This is a genomic window from Polaromonas jejuensis NBRC 106434, assembly GCF_001598235.1.
Classification (GTDB): Bacteria; Pseudomonadota; Gammaproteobacteria; order Burkholderiales; family Burkholderiaceae_C; genus Polaromonas; species Polaromonas jejuensis.
In genome coordinates, this window is record NZ_BCYO01000005.1 from 44,028 (window position 1) to 60,552 (window position 16,525).

Sequence of the window (16,525 nt, forward strand, 5' to 3'; positions counted from 1 at the left end):
CATGACCGACCCCATGCTTTGCCAGCCCTCTTTGGGGTCGTCGCTTGCTTGGGGCGGCCCGGCCGGTCGCATGCTGCGATGACGGCCAACCTGCTTGACTTTGATCTGGAAGGCTTGGCCGCCTTTTGCGAGCGGCTCGGTGAAAAGCGCTTTCGCGCCACCCAGCTCTTTCGCTGGATCCACCAAAAAGGAGCGTCCGATTTTGAGCAGATGACCGATCTGGCAAAGTCCTTGCGCGAGAAGCTGGGTGCTTCGGCGCATGTCCAGGGGCTGAAGGTGGTGTCCCGCCACGATTCGGCCGATGGCACCGTCAAATGGTTGTTTGACGTGGGCGCGGGTGACGTCATCGAGACGGTCTTTATTCCCGAAGCTGATCGCGGCACCCTGTGCATTTCGTCCCAGGCCGGTTGTGCCGTGGGCTGCCGCTTTTGCTCGACCGGGCACCAGGGCTTCAGCCGCAACCTCACCACGGGGGAAATCGTCTCCCAGCTGTGGTTTGCCGAGCATTTCCTGCGCCAGCATCTGGGCCGGCAGGAGCGCGTGATTTCCAACGTGGTCATGATGGGCATGGGTGAGCCCCTGCAGAACTACTCGCAGCTGGTACCGGCCCTGAAAGTCATGCTGGACGACCATGGCTATGGCTTGTCCCGCCGCCGCGTGACCGTGTCAACGTCGGGCGTGGTGCCCATGATTGACCGTCTGGCCAAGGACTGCCCGGTGGCCCTTGCCGTGTCCCTGCATGCTCCCCAGGATGCGTTGCGAGACAACCTGGTTCCGCTCAATAAAAAATACCCGATTGCCGAATTGCTGGAAGCCTGCGCGCGTTACCAAACCGCGGCGCCGCGTGACTTCATCACGTTTGAATATTGCATGCTTGACGGGGTCAATGACCAGCCCGAGCATGCCGCCCAGCTGGTATCGCTGATGAAAACGCATGCCATCAAGGGCCTGTCCTGCAAATTCAACCTGATTCCTTTCAATCCGTTTCCGGCCTCGGGCCTGAAGCGTTCCGATATGCCGCAGGTGTCGGCGTTCGCAAAAATCCTGATGGATGCGGGCATTGTGACCACCGTGCGGAAAACCCGTGGCGATGACATTGATGCGGCCTGCGGGCAGCTCGCCGGTGATGTTCAGGACCGGACCGGCGTGGACCAGCGCATGGCCGCGCAACGCCAAGGTATGCTCGGAGGCATCAAGGTGGTTGTAGCGAAGGGGACGAATGTATGAGGGTTGCCGCGAATGTGATCTGGATGTCAGCCTGCTGGGCGGCTGTTTTGCTGGCGGGGTGCGCCAGCCAGCCAGGCGCCACCGGTCCCTCGGTCAAGCACGAGGACATCGTCACCGAGTCGGATGAGCCCGATCAGCGCCGGCGTGCGCGCCTGCGGCTGGAGCTCGCTACCGGTTATTTCGAACAGGGCCAGACCAATGTCGCGCTCGATGAAATCAAGCAGTCGCTGGTCACGGACCCCAGTTTTGTGGATGCTTACAACCTGCGTGGACTGGTGTACCTGCGGCTCAACGACATGGCGCTGGCCGAAGACAGTTTCAAGCGCGCGCTTGCACTGAATCCGCGCAATGCGGACGTGGCCCATAACTACGGCTGGCTGCTTTGCCAGCAGGCTCGTTACGGCGATTCGTTCAAAATGTTTGCGCAGGCGACGGCCAACCCCACCTACAGTGGCAAGGCCAAAACCCTGATGACCCAGGGGGTGTGCCAGGTTCGCGCCGGGCAGCCCGCCGAAGCCGAGCAAAGCCTGATGCATTCTTACGAGCTGGATGCGGGAAACCCTGTCACCGGCTACAACCTGGCCAACCTTCTTTACGAGCGCGGTGATTTGACGCGTGCCCAGTTTTATATCCGCCGTCTGAACAACAGCGAATTGGCCAACGCCGAAACCCTCTGGCTGGGTATCAAAACCGAACGAAAACTGAGCAATCGCGAGGCCGTGATGCAGTTGGGTGAGCAGCTGAAGAAGCGTTTTGCGCAATCCCCCGAGGCCGCTGCTTATGAAAAAGGGGCGTTTTAATGAACGAGCTTAACCCCGCCGTGGCTGGGCATTTTGCGGCAGAGGCCGCTGGCTTTGGCGACAACCATGGTGCGCTGGAGCCGACCGCCGGCGCATTGCTGCGTGGCGCAAGGGAGGCCGCCGGCCTCCATATCGCCGCCCTCGCGGCATCGCTCAAGGTGCCGGTCAAAAAATTGGAAGCCCTGGAGCAAGATCGCTTTGAGCTGCTGCCCGACGCTGTTTTCGTGCGGGCACTGGCTTCCAGCGTGTGCCGCACCCTGAAGGTGGACCCGGCCCTGGTGCTGCAGCGTTTGCCCCAGAGCAGCGCACCCACGCTGGGTGGCCGCGGCGCAGGCATCAACGCGCCGTTTCGCTCGGCGGCTGATGGCCCGGGGCCCTCTTTGTGGGCGCAGGTTTCGCGGCCCGCCGTGCTGGCCGGCCTGGCCTTCCTGCTGGGGGCACTGGTATTGATTTTCCTGCCCGCCATCAAGCATGACAATGGCGCGCCCGGCAAGCTTGGGGCCGACAAGGTGCGGGTGGATGGCGAAGCCGCGCAGGCGCTGCCCGCAACAGCGGTCATGGACGGCCCAAGTCAGGTCAATATGCCAGCCGCATCCGTGCCGCCAGCCGAGGAGCCTGTCGCCGCCGCCAGTGCGTCCACGGCAGGGCCTGAAACGTCCCCGGTTTCTACCGCAGCGACATTGCCGGTAGCCGCTGCGGCCCCGGCGGCTGTGCCGGCCCCCGCCTTGGCAAACCCAACGGCGGCGGCACCGGCAAGCCCGGCAGCGGAAACAGCCACCAGCGGCATCGTGACTTTTCATGCAAAAGGTCAATCCTGGATTGAGGTGACTGATGCAAAAGGAGCGGTCGTGCTCAGGCGTACCCTGGCTGCCGGCGAGGTTGCCGGTGCCTCCGGTGCCATGCCGCTGGCCGCTGTGGTCGGCAATGCGGATGCCACGCTGGTTCAGGTGCGGGGGAAAGCCTTTGACCTGGCCGGCCTGGCCAGAAATAACGTGGCCCGATTCGAGGTGAAATAGCGTGAAGACCAGCCTCCCGATAGAGTCGGCTTTCCCGAAAGCGCGGCGTTCCACCCAGGTTGAAGTTGCCTGGGCCTCTCGTGTCGTGACCGTGGGCGGCGACGCGCCGGTGCGTGTCCAGTCCATGACCAACACGGACACCGTGGATGCCATCGGCACCGCCATACAGGTCAAGGAGCTGGCGTTGGCCGGTTCCGAAATGGTCCGCATCACGGTCAACACCCCCGAGGCCGCCGCGGCCGTGCCGCATGTGCGCGAGCAACTCGACCGCATGGGCATCGATGTTCCGCTGATCGGCGATTTCCACTACAACGGCCACCGCCTGCTGACGGATTACCCGGCTTGCGCCGAGGCCCTGTCCAAATACCGGATCAACCCGGGCAATGTGGGCAAGGGCGACAAGCGCGACAGGCAGTTCGGCCAGATGATAGAAGTGGCCATGCGCTGGAACAAGCCCGTGCGCATCGGCGTGAACTGGGGCAGCCTGGACCAGGAGTTGCTGGCCAGCCTGATGGACGAAAACAGCGCGCGTGCCACACCCTGGGATGCCAAACAGGTCATGTACGAGGCGCTGATTACCTCGGCCGTCGAATCCGCCCGGCGGGCCGAGGACATGGGCATGCGCCGCAACCAGATCATCCTGTCCTGCAAGGTCAGCGGCGTACAGGACCTGATCTCGGTATATCGTGAACTTTCTGCTCGCAGCGATTACGCCCTTCACCTGGGGCTGACCGAGGCCGGCATGGGAACCAAGGGCACCGTGGCTTCGGCAACGGCGCTGTCCATCTTGCTGCAGGAAGGCATAGGCGACACCATTCGCGTCTCCCTGACGCCCCAGCCGGGCGAGGCCCGCACGCAGGAGGTGGTGATTGCCTCCGAAATCCTCCAGGCGCTGGGCCTGCGCAACTTTGTGCCCAGCGTCACGGCCTGCCCCGGCTGCGGCCGCACCACCAGCACCACGTTCCAGGAGCTGGCCAAGCAGATTGATGATTTTCTGCGGGCCCAGATGCCGGTCTGGCGTGAGCAATATCCGGGCGTCGAGGCGCTCAAGGTGGCCGTGATGGGTTGCATCGTCAATGGCCCGGGAGAAAGCAAGCATGCCGATATCGGCATCAGCCTGCCCGGTTCCGGCGAAGCGCCGGCCGCACCGGTATTTATTGATGGCGAAAAAAGACTGACTTTGCGCGGCGAGCACATCGCGCAGGAGTTCCAGGTCATCGTTGAAAACTACATTGAAAAACGCTTTGGCACGCCAACCGTCGCTGAAGCCGCCTGAACCCCATGCCTGAAAAAATGACTGCCGGCCGGACGGAGAAATCGTCTTTGGCCAAACCCGAAAAACTGGCTGCCGTCAAAGGCATGAACGACATCCTGCCGCCCGATTCGGCGCGCTGGGAGTGGCTGGAGGACAAGGTGCGTTCCCTGATGGGGCGCTACGCCTACCGCAACATCCGCACGCCTATCCTGGAGCACACCCAGCTGTTTGTGCGGGGTATCGGCGAGGTGACCGACATCGTCGAAAAGGAAATGTATTCCTTCGAAGACCGCTCGGACAAGCATGGCGACTACGACCACCTGACCATGCGGCCGGAAAACACCGCCAGCCTGGTGCGCGCAGTCATCGAGCACAACCTGCTCTATGACGGTGGCAAGCGCCTTTTTTACATGGGCCCCATGTTCCGCCGTGAACGGCCGCAGCGTGGCCGTTACCGCCAGTTCCACCAGATTGGTGCCGAAGCCCTGGGCTTTGCCGGCCCCGAGGTGGACGCCGAGCTGATTTTGCTGGCCGCGGCGCTCTGGAAGGAGTTGGGCCTGAGCGACTGGCGCCTGGAGATCAACAGCCTGGGCCAGCCTGACGAGCGCGCCCTGCACCGGGCCCAGCTGATCGCCCATTTCGAGCAGCATGCCGACGCGCTGGACGAGGAGGCGAAGCGGCGTCTGCACAGCAACCCGCTGCGCATTCTGGATACCAAAAACCCGGCCATGAAGTCGGTGGTCGAAAGCGCCCCCCGCCTGATTGATTTTCTGGGGCCCCAGTCGCTGGCGCACTTCGAGGGCCTGAAGGCCATCCTCGACGCCAACAGCATTCCCTGGACGCTCAATCCCCGCCTGGTGCGCGGGCTGGATTACTACAACCTCACCGTGTTCGAGTTTGTGACCGACCGGCTGGGCGCGCAGGGCACCATCTGCGCCGGTGGCCGCTATGACTACCTGATTGAGCAGATTGGCGGCAAGGCCGCACCGGCCGTGGGCTGGGCCCTGGGCGTCGAGCGGGTGCTGGAACTCATTAAAGAGCAGGGCGCGGAGATCGCGCTTCCGGTGCCGGATGCCTACGCGGTGATTCCCGACGCGTCTGCCGTGCCGGTGGTCCTGCAAACGCTGCAGGCCTTGCGGGCGGCGGGTGTCAGTGTGCAGATGCATGCCGGCGCCAACGCCGAAGGCATGGGCAGCATGAAGTCGCAGTTCAAGCGGGCCGATGGCAGCGGCGCGAAGTTTGCCCTGATTTTTGGTGAAGCCGAGCTCGCGCAGGGCAGCGTGGCGGTCAAGCCCTTGCGGGGCGAGAAAGCCGAGGCCGCGCAGGTCCAGACACTTCAGCCGCTGGGTGACGTGGCGGCTTGGGCCTCCATGCTGCGGGCCTGAGCCTCCGTTCAGGCACCGATTTCCGCCCTCTACAATCACCCCCAAATCAATCCCTCCGCTTACCGGGAAGAACCAGCAGACAACCATGGCAAAACACCTCGATTTGGCAGAACAGGAACAGCTTGATGAACTCAAGCATTTCTGGAAGCAGTACGGCAACCTGATCACCTGGGCCCTGATTGCCGTCCTTGGCGCTTTTGCCGCCTGGAATGGCTATCACTACTGGCAGCGCAGCCAGGCGGCGCAGGCCGCCGTGATGTATGACGAAATCGAGCGTGCCGTGCAGTCGGGCGACACGGCACGCATTGAGCGCTCGCTGGCCGACATGAAAGAGCGTTTCGGCTCCACCACCTACGCCCAGCAGGCAGGCCTGCTGGCCGCCAGGGCCTATTACGACAAGGGCAATGTGGAGGCTTCCTGCGCCACCTTGACCTGGGTTGCGGAGAAGGCTGCCGACGAGGGCTACCAGGCGGTGGCCCGCTTGCGCCTGGCCGGGATTCTGCTGGAAAAGAAATCCTATGCCGAGGCCTTGCAGCAGCTCTCCAGCGCCTTCCCGAAGGATTTTGTCGCGCTGGCGGCTGACCGGCGCGGCGACATTATGATGGCCCAGGGCAAGAAAGAGGAAGCCAAGGCCGAATATGAAAAAGCCTACAAGGGCCTGGACGAACGCGCCGAATACCGGCGCCTGGTAGAGGTCAAGCTCAATGCGCTGGGCATCGATCCCGCTGCCGGGGCCGCCAAGACCACCGCCGCCAACACCGGGGTGAAACCATGATTTATCAGTCTTTCAAGCCTCTGGCCCTTGCTGTTCGTGCGCCATTAGCTATTATTTTAGTAGCGGCTCTGGCCGGCTGCTTCGGCGGTGCCAACAAGCCCCAGCCGGCAGAACTGCAGGCGGTGACCGCCCTGGTGTCGGCACGTCAAAGCTGGAATACCCGCATTGGCCAGGTGAACTTCCCGCTGGACGTGAGCGTTTCGGGTAACAGCGTCGGCGTCGCCAGCGGCGAGGGCACTGTGGCGCTGCTCGATGCGCAAACCGGCCGTGACCTCTGGCGGGTGGACCTCAAGACGCCCATCGCCGCCGGCGTCGGGAGCGATGGAAAAATCCTGGCCGTGGTGACGAAGACCAACGAAGTGGTCGCCATGCAGGACGGCCGCGAACTCTGGCGCCAAAAGCTCAATGCCCAGGCCTTCACCGCGCCCTTTGTGGCCGGTGCCAGGGTGTTCGTGCTGGCCGCCGACCGTTCGGTCAATGCCTTCGACGGCGCCACCGGCCGCAAGTTGTGGACGCAGCAGCGCCCCAACGAACCCCTGGTGCTGCGCCAGTCCGGTGTGATGCTGGCGGTGGGCGATACCCTGGTGGTCGGCCTGGCCGGTCGCCTGGCGGGCCTGAATCCTGCCAACGGCAGCATCCGCTGGGAGGCGCCGATTGCCTCACCCCGCGGCATCAATGATGTGGAGCGGCTGGTGGACCTGGTCGGGCGCGTGAGCCGCGACGGCGACAACGTCTGCGCGCGGGCCTTTCAGGCCAGCATAGGCTGCGTCAACGCGGCGCGCGGCAACCTGCTCTGGACCAAGGCCGCCCATGGCGTGCAGGGCATACACGGCGATGATCGCCTGCTGTTCGGCACCGAAGCCGATGGCACGGTGATCGCCTGGCGCCGCACCGACGGTGAGCGCGCCTGGTCGAACGAGCATCTGCGTTACCGCAACCTCAGCGCGCCGCTGGTGGCCGGGCGTTCCGTGGTGATCGGCGACTTCACCGGTTATCTCCACCTGCTGTCGCGTGACGACGGCTCCCTGCTCAATCGCCTGCCCACGGACGGCTCGGCCATCGCCGCGGCCCCCGTGCTGGCCGGCAACACTGTGATCGCCGTGACCCATAACGGCGGCATTTACGGCTTCAAGCCGGAATAACGGCACCCCCGCCAGAAATTGATTGCTGATTGATGAAACCTGTCATTGCGTTAGTTGGCCGCCCGAATGTGGGCAAGTCAACGCTTTTTAACCGGCTGACCAAGACGCGGGATGCGATCGTGGCCGACTTCGCCGGGCTGACGCGTGATCGTCATTACGGCAACGGCAAGCTGGGAGTTCACGAGTACATCGTGATTGACACCGGGGGGTTCGAGCCCGATGCCGCGTCCGGCATTTACAAGGAAATGGCCAAGCAGACCCGGCAAGCCGTGGCCGAAGCCGATGTGGTGATTTTTGTGGTCGATGCCCGCGCCGGCATCAGCGCCCAGGACCACGACATCGCCAACTACCTGCGCAAGCTGGGCAAACCCACCGTGCTGACGGCCAACAAGTCCGAAGGCATGACCGATGGCGTGCAGTTTTCGGAGTTTTTCGAGCTGGGCCTGGGCGAAGTGCTGCCGGTTTCCGCCTCGCACGGCCAGGGCATGCGTTCGCTGGTGGACCTGGCGCTGGCGCCGCTCCACCTGCCGGCTCCCGACGAAGAGGCCGAGGCGCAGGACCCGTCCGTCATCAGGCTGGCGGTGGCCGGGCGCCCCAACGTTGGCAAGTCCACGCTGATCAACACCTGGCTGGGCGAGGAACGCCTGGTGGCCTTTGACCTGCCCGGAACCACCCGCGACGCCATTTCCGTGCCGTTTGAGCGGGACGGGCAGCGGTTTGAACTGATTGACACGGCCGGTTTGCGCCGCAAGGGCAAGGTGTTCGAGGCGATCGAGAAGTTTTCCGTCGTCAAGACCCTGCAGGCCATTGAAGGCGCCAACGTCGTGCTGTTGCTGCTGGACGCGACCCAGGGCGTGACCGACCAGGATGCGCACATTGCCGGCTACATCCTTGAAAGTGGCCGTGCGGTGGTACTGGCCGTCAACAAGTGGGATGCGGTGGACTCCTACCAGCGTGAACTGCTGGAGCGCTCGATTGAAACCCGGCTGGGTTTCCTCAAGTTTGCGTCGATTCACCATATCTCGGCCATCAAGCGCCAGGGCTTGGGGCCGGTCTGGAAATCCATTGTTCAGGCCCACGCCTCGGCCAACCGCAAGATGTCCACGCCGGTGCTGACGCGCCTGCTGATGGAGGCCGTGCAGTTCCAGCAGCCCCAGCGTTCGGGCATGTTCCGTCCCAAGCTGCGCTATGCCCACCAGGGCGGCATGAACCCGCCCATCATCATCATTCACGGCAATTCGCTGGAGCATGTCACCGAGGCGTACAAGCGCTACCTGGAAGGGCGCTTCCGCAAGGAGTTCGATCTGGTCGGCACACCGATGCGCATACAGATGAAAAGCTCGCACAACCCCTTCACGGACAAGGAATCGGCTTAAAACTACATGCCCGGCGGGCCGGGTGTGGTAAGGTCAAGTCCTATCAACTTTTGAACACGGAAAATATCGTGAGCAATAACAAAGGTCAGCTTTTGCAGGACCCATTTCTCAACACCTTGCGTCGCGAGCATGTGCCTGTTTCCATTTATCTCGTCAACGGGATCAAATTGCAGGGCCAGATCGAGTCCTTTGATCAATACGTGGTGCTGCTTCGCAATACGGTGACCCAAATGGTCTACAAGCATGCGATTTCCACCATCGTTCCCGGTCGCGCGGTGAATTTTGCGACCAGCGAATCCGAAGAAAGCCCAGCGAGCTGAGTTCCTACGATGCTCCGGTGAAAAAGACACAAGCCCTTGCCCTGCTGGTGGGGGTGGATCTGGGTTTCCCGAATTTCGATACCGATCTGCAGGAACTGGGTTTGCTTGCGCAAACCGCGGGCCTGCAGCCGGTCGCGCGGGTGACCTGCAAGCGCAAGGCGCCCGATGCGGCCCTGTTCATCGGCAGCGGAAAGGCTGACGAGATCAAGATGCTGGCGCTGGACACCGGGGCGACCGAGGTCTTGTTTGACCAGTCGCTCAGCCCAAGCCAGCAACGCAACCTGGAACGGCATCTGGAGATGCCGGTCAATGACCGCACCCTGGTCATTCTGGAGATTTTTGCCCAGCGTGCCCGCAGTCACGAGGGCAAGCTTCAGGTCGAACTGGCCCGGCTGCAGTATGTGTCGACACGGCTGGTGCGGCGCTGGTCTCACCTGGAGCGCCAGACTGGCGGCGCAGGTGTGCGCGGCGGCCCCGGCGAGAAACAGATCGAGCTCGACAAACGCATGATCGGCGACGCCATCAAGCGGACCAAGGAGCGCCTGGGCAAGGTCAAGAAGCAGCGGCAAACGCAGCGCAAGCAGCGGGACAGGCGCAATGCCTTCACGATTTCGCTGGTGGGCTATACCAATGCGGGCAAATCCACGCTGTTCAATGCACTGGTCAAGGCGCGCGCCTATGCGGCCGACCAGCTGTTCGCCACGCTGGACACCACGACGAGGCAGCTCTATCTGGGCGACGCCGCGCGCTCGGTGTCGCTGTCGGACACCGTGGGGTTCATCCGCGATCTGCCGCACGGGCTGATTGACGCCTTTGCCGCCACCCTGCAGGAAGCGGCCGATGCGGACTTGCTGCTGCATGTGGTGGATGGCGCCAATCCTGACTACCTGGAGCAGATCGAGCAAGTGCAGCGCGTACTGTCCGAGATCGGTGCTGCCGATGTGCCGCAGATCCTGGTGTTCAACAAGCTCGATGCCATTGAAAAAGGCAACTTGCCCCTGCAGCTGCGTGACGTGTTCGAACTCCGGGATGCCTTTGAAGGCTCGGGCCGGCGTGTTGAACGGGTCTTTGTCAGCGCCCAGACCGGAGAGGGTTTGCCAGAACTGCGCGCGCTACTGGCCAGTCAGGCGGCGAGCCTCGCGAACGAGGATATTCCCCAAACCGCCGAGGACCTTGCCTGATCCGGCCATTTCATTAGGCACAATGTCGGTGTAACAGAATAAAGCGAGTTTGAATCCCATGAACCTGAACCCCGTGCTGCAGACGTTGACGACCTGGCCAGGCCGGCTGAAACAACGCGCCCAAGGCATGTTCAATCTCAATGATCCGCGTTGGGGTCGAGACGACGACAAATCCGCCCCATCCGACGACAACAACAAACCGGAAGTCCCGCGTGACGACAGGCAGCCCCCGCGGCCGCCAGCCAACCGTCCGCAGGGCCAGGGGCCGAACCAAGGCCCACCCGATCTGGACGAACTCTGGCGCGACTTCAACCGCAAGCTGGGTGGCTTGTTTGGGGGCGCAAAAAATGCCGCTGACACCAGCCGCAATCGCGGCGGCTTCGGCGGCGGAAACAATGGCGGCTTCCAGCCGGATATGAAAAGCGCCGGCATCGGCGTTGGGCTGATCGCCAGTGTGGCCGTGCTGATCTGGCTGGGTACCGGTTTCTTTATTGTTCAGGAAGGCCAGCAGGCCGTCATCACGCAGTTCGGCAAGTACCGCTCCACCGTGGGTGCCGGCTTCAACTGGCGTTTGCCTTATCCGATCCAGCGCCATGAAATGGTGGTGGTGACCCAGATCCGTTCCGTGGATGTGGGCCGCGACATCATCATCAAGGCCACCGGGCTGCGCGATTCGGCCATGCTGACCGAAGACGAAAACATCGTCGAAATCAAGTTTGCCGTGCAATACCGCCTGAACGACGCGCGCGCCTACCTGTTCGAAAGCAAGGACCCCGCCAGCGCGGTGGTCCAGGCCGCCGAAACGGCGGTGCGCGAGGTGGTCGGCAAGATGCGGATGGATTCGGCCCTGGCCGAAGAACGCGACCAGATCGGACCACGCGTGCGTACCCTGATGCAGACCATCCTGGACCGCTACAAGGTCGGCGTCGAAGTGGTCGGCATCAATCTGCAGCAAAGCGGTGTGCGTCCGCCCGAGCAGGTGCAGGCCGCCTTTGACGATGTGCTCAAGGCCGGGCAGGAGCGCGAACGCGCCAAAAACGAAGCCCAGGCTTACGCCAACGACGTGATTCCGCGTGCCGTGGGTTCGGCTTCCCGCCTGAAGGAAGAGTCGGAAGCCTACAAGGCGCGCATCGTGGCGCAGTCCGAGGGTGATGCACAGCGTTTCCGCTCGGTCCTGGCCGAGTACCAGAAAGCGCCGCAGGTCACGCGTGACCGCATGTACACCGACACCATGCAGCAGGTTTACACCAACGTGACCAAGGTGCTGGTGGAGTCCCGTCAGGGTTCCAACCTGCTGTACCTGCCGCTCGACAAAATCATGCAGATGACCGGGCAGGGCGGTGCTGCTGCCGGCGCCGACGCATCGGCGCTGCCGGGCGGCGGCTCGTCTTCCGCGGCGCAACCCTCATTGCCGTCCAGCAGCCTGCCCCTTGATTCCCGTTCCCGCGATGCGTCCCGCTCCCGCGACCGTGAAACCCGCTAAGGAAGAAAAAAGTGAATAGAGTCGGATTTATTGTTTCTTCTTTGCTGGTGGCGCTGGCGCTGCTCAGTTCCACGCTGTTTGTCGTTGACCAGCGCCAGTTTGGCGTGGTGTACGCCCTGGGCCAGATCAAGGACGTGGTCACCGAACCCGGCCTGCATGTCAAGCTGCCGCCGCCGTTCCAGAACGTGTCCTATATCGACAAGCGCCTGCTGGTGCTGGACAGCGTGGATGCCGAGCCTATGCTGACGGCCGAAAAGCAGCGCGTGGTGATTGACTGGTACGTGCGCTGGCGCGTGACCCAGCCCACCGATTACATCCGCAATGTCGGTCTGGACGAAAAGGCCGGTGCCAATCAGCTGAGCCGGGTGGTACGCAATGCGTTCCAGGAAGAGATCAACAAACGCACGGTCAAGGACTTGCTGTCACTCAAGCGCGAGGACCTCATGGCCGACGTCAAGCGCGAAGTTCAGCAGGCGGTACAGGGCGCCCAGCCCTGGGGCGTGGACGTGGTCGATGTCCGCATCACGCGGGTGGACTATGTGGAAGCCATCACGGACTCGGTCTACAAGCGCATGGTCGCCGAGCGCCAGCGCGTGGCCAACGAGCTGCGCTCCACCGGCGCCGCCGAAGGCGAAAAAATCCGCGCCGATGCCGACCGGCAACGTGAAGTCACCATCGCCAATGCCTACCGCGATGCCCAGAAGATCAAGGGCGAGGGCGATGCCCAGGCGGCGCGTAACTACGCCGAGTCGTTTGGCCGTGATCCGCAGTTTGCCCAGTTCTACCGCAGCCTGGATGCCTACAAGGCCAGCTTCAGCAAGAAAAGCGACGTGATGGTGCTCGACCCCTCGTCCGACTTCTTCAAGGCCATGCGCAGCTCGGGTGCTTCCGGCAGCAGCGCTGTGGCACCGGCTAAAAAATAAACCGCCGTGGACGGCAACACCCTCTGGAAGGCACTGGCCCTGGTGCTGCTGATTGAAGGGCTGTTGCCGCTCATTTCGCCGGCGGGGTGGCGGCGCCTGTTTGAACAGATTCTCAGCCTGGGCAACGGGCAGATCCGTTTCTTTGGGCTCTGCAGCATGGTCGCCGGCGCCGTCTTGCTGGCGCTGCTGTCATAACGCTGTGCCGTCCCGAGCCGCAGGGCTGAGGCCCCTGCGGCGCTGCGTATTCGGGCCTGACAGTGGGTTACTGCCGCCCGCCCGTAAAAACCGGCCTCAAGCCCGGTAAAATCCGGTTTTTAACAGCCTACCAAAATTACAATGCCCGCCTGGTCGTCATCTTGGCAATTGCCCGATCAAATTGCCGATGTCCTGCCCTCCGAGGCGCGCCACATCGAAGAGTTGCGTCGCCTGTTTCTGGACACCGCCCGCAGCTATGGCTACGAACTGGTCATGCCGCCCCTGGTGGAGCACCTGGAGTCGCTGCTCACCGGCACCGGCGAAGCGCTGGGCCTGCAAACCTTCAAGCTGGTCGACCAGCTCTCGGGCCGCACCCTGGGCCTGCGCGCCGACACCACGCCCCAGGTCGCCCGGATTGACGCCCACCTGTTGAACCGCAGCGGAGTGGCCCGTCTTTGCTACTGCGGCCCCGTGCTGCATACCCGCGCCGACCGTCCCCATGCCACGCGCGAGCCGCTGCAGTTCGGGGCCGAAATTTACGGCCACGCCGGGCCGGAAGCCGATCTCGAGGCCCAGTTGCTGGCATTGGACGGCCTGAAAGCGGCTGGCGTGAGCGGCTTGGCGGTGGATATGGCGGACGTCCGCATCGTCAGCAGCCTGCTGGCGGGCACCAACGTCAGCGCTTCCATGCTGGCGCGCATTCATGCCGCGCTGGCCGCCAAGGATTCGGGCGAGCTCGACAGCCTGATGACCAGCCTCAACGGCGACATCTCAGCCACGGCGCGCCAGGGCCTGAAGGTGCTGCTCCAGCTCTACGGTGATGAACAAGTCCTGATTGAGGCCGAAAAAGTCCTTCCGCCCGCACCGGGATTGCGCGAGGCGCTGCAAAATATGAAGCGGCTGGCCGCGCAGGTGGCGCACGACGGCGATGTCAAGGTCAGTTTTGACCTGGCCGATTTGCGCGGCTACGCCTATTACAGCGGCATCCGCTTTGCCATTTACGGACAGGGTGCCGAGCTGGCACGCGGCGGCCGCTACGACGAGGTGGGCGCGGTGTTTGGCCGCAACCGCCCGGCAGCCGGCTTCAGCCTGGATTTGAAGGAACTGGTCAGCGTGCTGCCGCCCAGGCCCCTGAAGGCCGCCATTCGCGCGCCCTGGGGCGAAGACGCCGGCCTGCGCGCGGCCATCGCCCACCTGCGGGCAAGCGGCGAAACCGTGGCCTGCGTGCTGCCTGGCCATGAACATGAAGTCAATGAATTTGACTGCGACCGTGAGCTGGCCCAGCTGGCTGGTCAATGGACGGTCCAGCCCCTGAAGAAAGCCGCATGAGGGGCGACCCCCAGGCCGGCTTTATCCCTACGACCCTTAACGAGAGAGTGAAGATGACAAATAAACAAACCGCTACCGCGGGCCGCAACGTCGTGGTCGTGGGCACCCAATGGGGCGACGAAGGCAAGGGCAAGCTGGTCGACTGGCTGACCGAAATGTCGCAAGGCGTGGTGCGCTTTCAGGGTGGCCACAATGCCGGCCATACCCTGGTGATCAACGGCGTCAAGACGGCCTTGCACCTGATCCCCAGCGGCATCATGCGTCCGGGCGTCAAGTGCTACATCGGCAACGGCGTGGTGCTGTCGGCGGCCAAGCTGTTTGAGGAAATTGAAGGCCTGGAAAAAGCCGGCGTGGAAGTGCGTTCGCGCCTGCGCGTCAGCGAGGCCTGCCCGCTGATCCTGCCTTTCCATGCGGCGATTGACATCGCCCGTGAGGCTTTCCGCGAGAAGGGCGGCGTGACCAAGATAGGCACCACCGGCCGCGGCATCGGCCCCGCCTACGAAGACAAGATCGCCCGCCGCGCCTTGCGCGTGCAGGACCTCAAATACCCCGAGCGCTTTGCCACCAAGCTGCGCGAACTGCTGGACCTGCACAACTATGTGCTGACCGGCTATCTGCATGCGCCAGCGATTGACCTTGACACGGTTTATGCCGAAGCGATGCGCCACGCCGAACTGCTCAAGCCCATGATGGCCGACGTCTCGCGCGAACTCAATGACGCGCACGCCGAGGGCACCAACCTGCTGTTTGAAGGCGCGCAGGGCACCTTGCTGGACGTGGACCACGGCACCTACCCCTATGTGACCTCCAGCAACTGCGTGGCCGGCAATGCCGCCGCCGGCGCGGGCGTGGGCCCGGGCATGCTGCACTACATCCTGGGCATCACCAAGGCCTACTGCACGCGGGTTGGCGGCGGGCCCTTCCCGACCGAGCTGGACTGGGAAGCCCCTGGCACGCCGGGCTACCACATGAGCACCGTGGGCGCCGAGAAGGGCGTGACCACCGGACGCAGCCGCCGCTGCGGCTGGTTTGACGCGGCCCTGCTCAAGCGCTCGGCCCAGGTCAACGGCCTGTCCGGCCTGTGCATCACCAAGCTTGACGTGCTCGACGGCATCGAGGAATTGAAGCTGTGCACCGGCTACGAACTGGACGGCCACATCACCGACATCCTGCCCATGGGCGCCGACGATATCGCGCGCTGCAAGCCGATTTACGAAACCCTGCCCGGCTGGAGCCAAAGCACGGTGGGCGTCACGCAATACGATCAGTTGCCGACCGCGGCCCAGCAGTACCTGAAGCGGATTGAGGAAGTCACCGGCGTGCCGATCGACATGATTTCGACCAGCCCGGACCGCGATCACACCATCCTGCTGCGCAACCCGTATGTGGCCTGAGTCGGTGAAATTCAAGTCAAACTGCTGCCTGGCCCTTGCCGGTCGGGCGCATCAAGCTATTAAATCAGGAGCAATTTCATGTTGACCGAAGACGGCAAACATCTCTATGTCAGCTATGACGAATACCACAGCCTGATTGAGAAACTGGCCATCAAAGTGCATCAATCGGGCTGGCAGTTCGACACAATCCTGTGCCTGGCACGCGGCGGCATGCGTCCGGGCGACATCCTGTCGCGCATTTTCGACAAGCCGCTGGCCATCATGTCGACCAGCTCCTACCGGGCTGACGCCGGCATGACGCAGGGCAACCTCGACATCGCGCGCTTCATCACCACGCCCAAGGGCGAAATTGCCGGCAGGGTGCTGCTGGTGGACGACCTGGCCGACTCCGGCCATACGCTGAACGCGGTGATTCACCAGCTGCGCACCAACTACAAGCCGATCACCGAGCTGCGCAGCGCGGTGATCTGGACCAAGGGCGTGTCGACCTTCCAGGCCGACTATTCGGTCGAGTTGCTGCCCACCAATCCCTGGATTCATCAGCCCTTCGAAGCCTACGACTCACTCTCGCCGGCGCAGCTGATGGCCAAGTGGAAAATCTGATGGGCCCCCACGCTTTTGGCTACGCCGCTCTTCGAGAACACTTCGTGTAATGCGCTGCCCCCCGAGGGGGCTGTTTCGGCTTGGGGCGGCCCGGCGCCGAAACGCCCCCACGCCAGCTATT

General features: G+C 63.2%; 16 protein-coding genes. All 16 read left to right on the forward strand.

Annotated elements, in window-relative coordinates; all coding sequences use genetic code 11:
* Window positions 1-78: 78 nt before the first annotated feature.
* The 16 genes from rlmN (at window position 79) to PJE01S_RS07895 (ending at window position 16,404) form a co-directional block, all read left to right on the forward strand.
* Window positions 79-1,227 (forward strand): dual-specificity RNA methyltransferase RlmN, encoded by a 1,149-nt coding sequence (rlmN, locus tag PJE01S_RS07820; protein WP_068832606.1) that lies wholly within the window; start codon window positions 79-81, stop codon window positions 1,225-1,227.
* Window positions 1,224-2,027, forward strand: a complete 804-nt coding sequence (gene pilW, locus PJE01S_RS07825) for a type IV pilus biogenesis/stability protein PilW (RefSeq protein ID WP_068832607.1) — start codon at window positions 1,224-1,226, stop codon at window positions 2,025-2,027. The genes rlmN and pilW overlap by 4 nt, the downstream gene beginning before the upstream one ends.
* A complete protein-coding gene (locus PJE01S_RS07830; protein WP_068832608.1) occupies window positions 2,027-3,043 on the forward strand; it encodes a helix-turn-helix domain-containing protein in 1,017 nt (338 codons plus the stop codon). The genes pilW and PJE01S_RS07830 overlap by 1 nt, the downstream gene beginning before the upstream one ends.
* A gap of 1 nt (window position 3,044) precedes the next feature.
* Entirely contained in the window at window positions 3,045-4,319 is a 1,275-nt protein-coding gene (ispG, locus tag PJE01S_RS07835) for a flavodoxin-dependent (E)-4-hydroxy-3-methylbut-2-enyl-diphosphate synthase (RefSeq protein WP_068832609.1), read from the forward strand.
* A gap of 17 nt (window positions 4,320-4,336) precedes the next feature.
* Complete coding sequence (hisS, locus tag PJE01S_RS07840) at window positions 4,337-5,683, forward strand: histidine--tRNA ligase (RefSeq protein WP_068832907.1); 1,347 nt, start codon at window positions 4,337-4,339, stop codon at window positions 5,681-5,683.
* 85 nt (window positions 5,684-5,768) lie between these two features.
* Entirely contained in the window at window positions 5,769-6,458 is a 690-nt protein-coding gene (locus PJE01S_RS07845) for a YfgM family protein (RefSeq protein ID WP_068832610.1), read from the forward strand.
* On the forward strand, window positions 6,455-7,600 hold the full coding sequence (bamB, locus tag PJE01S_RS07850; protein ID WP_068832611.1) for an outer membrane protein assembly factor BamB: 1,146 nt from the start codon (window positions 6,455-6,457) through the stop codon (window positions 7,598-7,600). Before PJE01S_RS07845 ends, bamB begins: the two co-directional genes overlap by 4 nt.
* Window positions 7,601-7,632: 32 nt before the next feature.
* A complete protein-coding gene (gene der, locus PJE01S_RS07855; protein WP_068832612.1) occupies window positions 7,633-8,976 on the forward strand; it encodes a ribosome biogenesis GTPase Der in 1,344 nt (447 codons plus the stop codon).
* A gap of 68 nt (window positions 8,977-9,044) precedes the next feature.
* Complete coding sequence (gene hfq, locus PJE01S_RS07860) at window positions 9,045-9,296, forward strand: RNA chaperone Hfq (protein WP_007871209.1); 252 nt, start codon at window positions 9,045-9,047, stop codon at window positions 9,294-9,296.
* Between the two features lie 17 nt (window positions 9,297-9,313).
* A complete protein-coding gene (gene hflX / locus PJE01S_RS07865) occupies window positions 9,314-10,477 on the forward strand; it encodes a GTPase HflX (protein ID WP_068832613.1) in 1,164 nt (387 codons plus the stop codon).
* A 58-nt stretch (window positions 10,478-10,535) separates the two neighbouring features.
* Window positions 10,536-11,960: an FtsH protease activity modulator HflK gene (gene hflK / locus PJE01S_RS07870; protein ID WP_068832614.1), complete on the forward strand. Its 1,425-nt coding sequence runs from the start codon at window positions 10,536-10,538 to the stop codon at window positions 11,958-11,960.
* A gap of 11 nt (window positions 11,961-11,971) precedes the next feature.
* Window positions 11,972-12,883, forward strand: coding sequence for a protease modulator HflC (gene hflC / locus PJE01S_RS07875; RefSeq protein ID WP_068832615.1), 912 nt, complete (start codon window positions 11,972-11,974; stop codon window positions 12,881-12,883).
* 6 nt (window positions 12,884-12,889) lie between these two features.
* The gene (locus PJE01S_RS07880; protein ID WP_068832616.1) at window positions 12,890-13,078 is read left to right on the forward strand and encodes a DUF2065 domain-containing protein; all 189 of its coding nucleotides are present in this window, start codon (window positions 12,890-12,892) and stop codon (window positions 13,076-13,078) included.
* Window positions 13,079-13,219: 141 nt separating this feature from the next.
* On the forward strand, window positions 13,220-14,407 hold the full coding sequence (locus PJE01S_RS07885) for an ATP phosphoribosyltransferase regulatory subunit (protein ID WP_068832617.1): 1,188 nt from the start codon (window positions 13,220-13,222) through the stop codon (window positions 14,405-14,407).
* Window positions 14,408-14,460: 53 nt separating this feature from the next.
* Entirely contained in the window at window positions 14,461-15,801 is a 1,341-nt protein-coding gene (locus PJE01S_RS07890) for an adenylosuccinate synthase (RefSeq protein WP_068832909.1), read from the forward strand.
* A 78-nt stretch (window positions 15,802-15,879) separates the two neighbouring features.
* On the forward strand, window positions 15,880-16,404 hold the full coding sequence (locus tag PJE01S_RS07895; RefSeq protein WP_068832618.1) for a phosphoribosyltransferase: 525 nt from the start codon (window positions 15,880-15,882) through the stop codon (window positions 16,402-16,404).
* Window positions 16,405-16,525 lie beyond the last annotated feature (121 nt).

Excerpts from the sequence above, each read along its gene's own strand:
- rlmN (WP_068832606.1), top strand. The coding sequence starts at position 79 with ATGACGGCCAACCTGCTTGACTTTGATCTGGAAGGCTTGGCCGCCTTT.
- pilW (WP_068832607.1), top strand. The coding sequence starts at position 1,224 with ATGAGGGTTGCCGCGAATGTGATCTGGATGTCAGCCTGCTGGGCGGCT.
- PJE01S_RS07830 (WP_068832608.1), top strand. The coding sequence starts at position 2,027 with ATGAACGAGCTTAACCCCGCCGTGGCTGGGCATTTTGCGGCAGAGGCC.
- hisS (WP_068832907.1), top strand. The coding sequence starts at position 4,337 with ATGACTGCCGGCCGGACGGAGAAATCGTCTTTGGCCAAACCCGAAAAA.
- PJE01S_RS07845 (WP_068832610.1), top strand. The coding sequence starts at position 5,769 with ATGGCAAAACACCTCGATTTGGCAGAACAGGAACAGCTTGATGAACTC.
- bamB (WP_068832611.1), top strand. The coding sequence starts at position 6,455 with ATGATTTATCAGTCTTTCAAGCCTCTGGCCCTTGCTGTTCGTGCGCCA.
- der (WP_068832612.1), top strand. The coding sequence starts at position 7,633 with ATGAAACCTGTCATTGCGTTAGTTGGCCGCCCGAATGTGGGCAAGTCA.
- hflK (WP_068832614.1), top strand. The coding sequence starts at position 10,536 with ATGAACCTGAACCCCGTGCTGCAGACGTTGACGACCTGGCCAGGCCGG.
- PJE01S_RS07885 (WP_068832617.1), top strand. The coding sequence starts at position 13,220 with ATGCCCGCCTGGTCGTCATCTTGGCAATTGCCCGATCAAATTGCCGAT.
- PJE01S_RS07890 (WP_068832909.1), top strand. The coding sequence starts at position 14,461 with ATGACAAATAAACAAACCGCTACCGCGGGCCGCAACGTCGTGGTCGTG.
- PJE01S_RS07895 (WP_068832618.1), top strand. The coding sequence starts at position 15,880 with ATGTTGACCGAAGACGGCAAACATCTCTATGTCAGCTATGACGAATAC.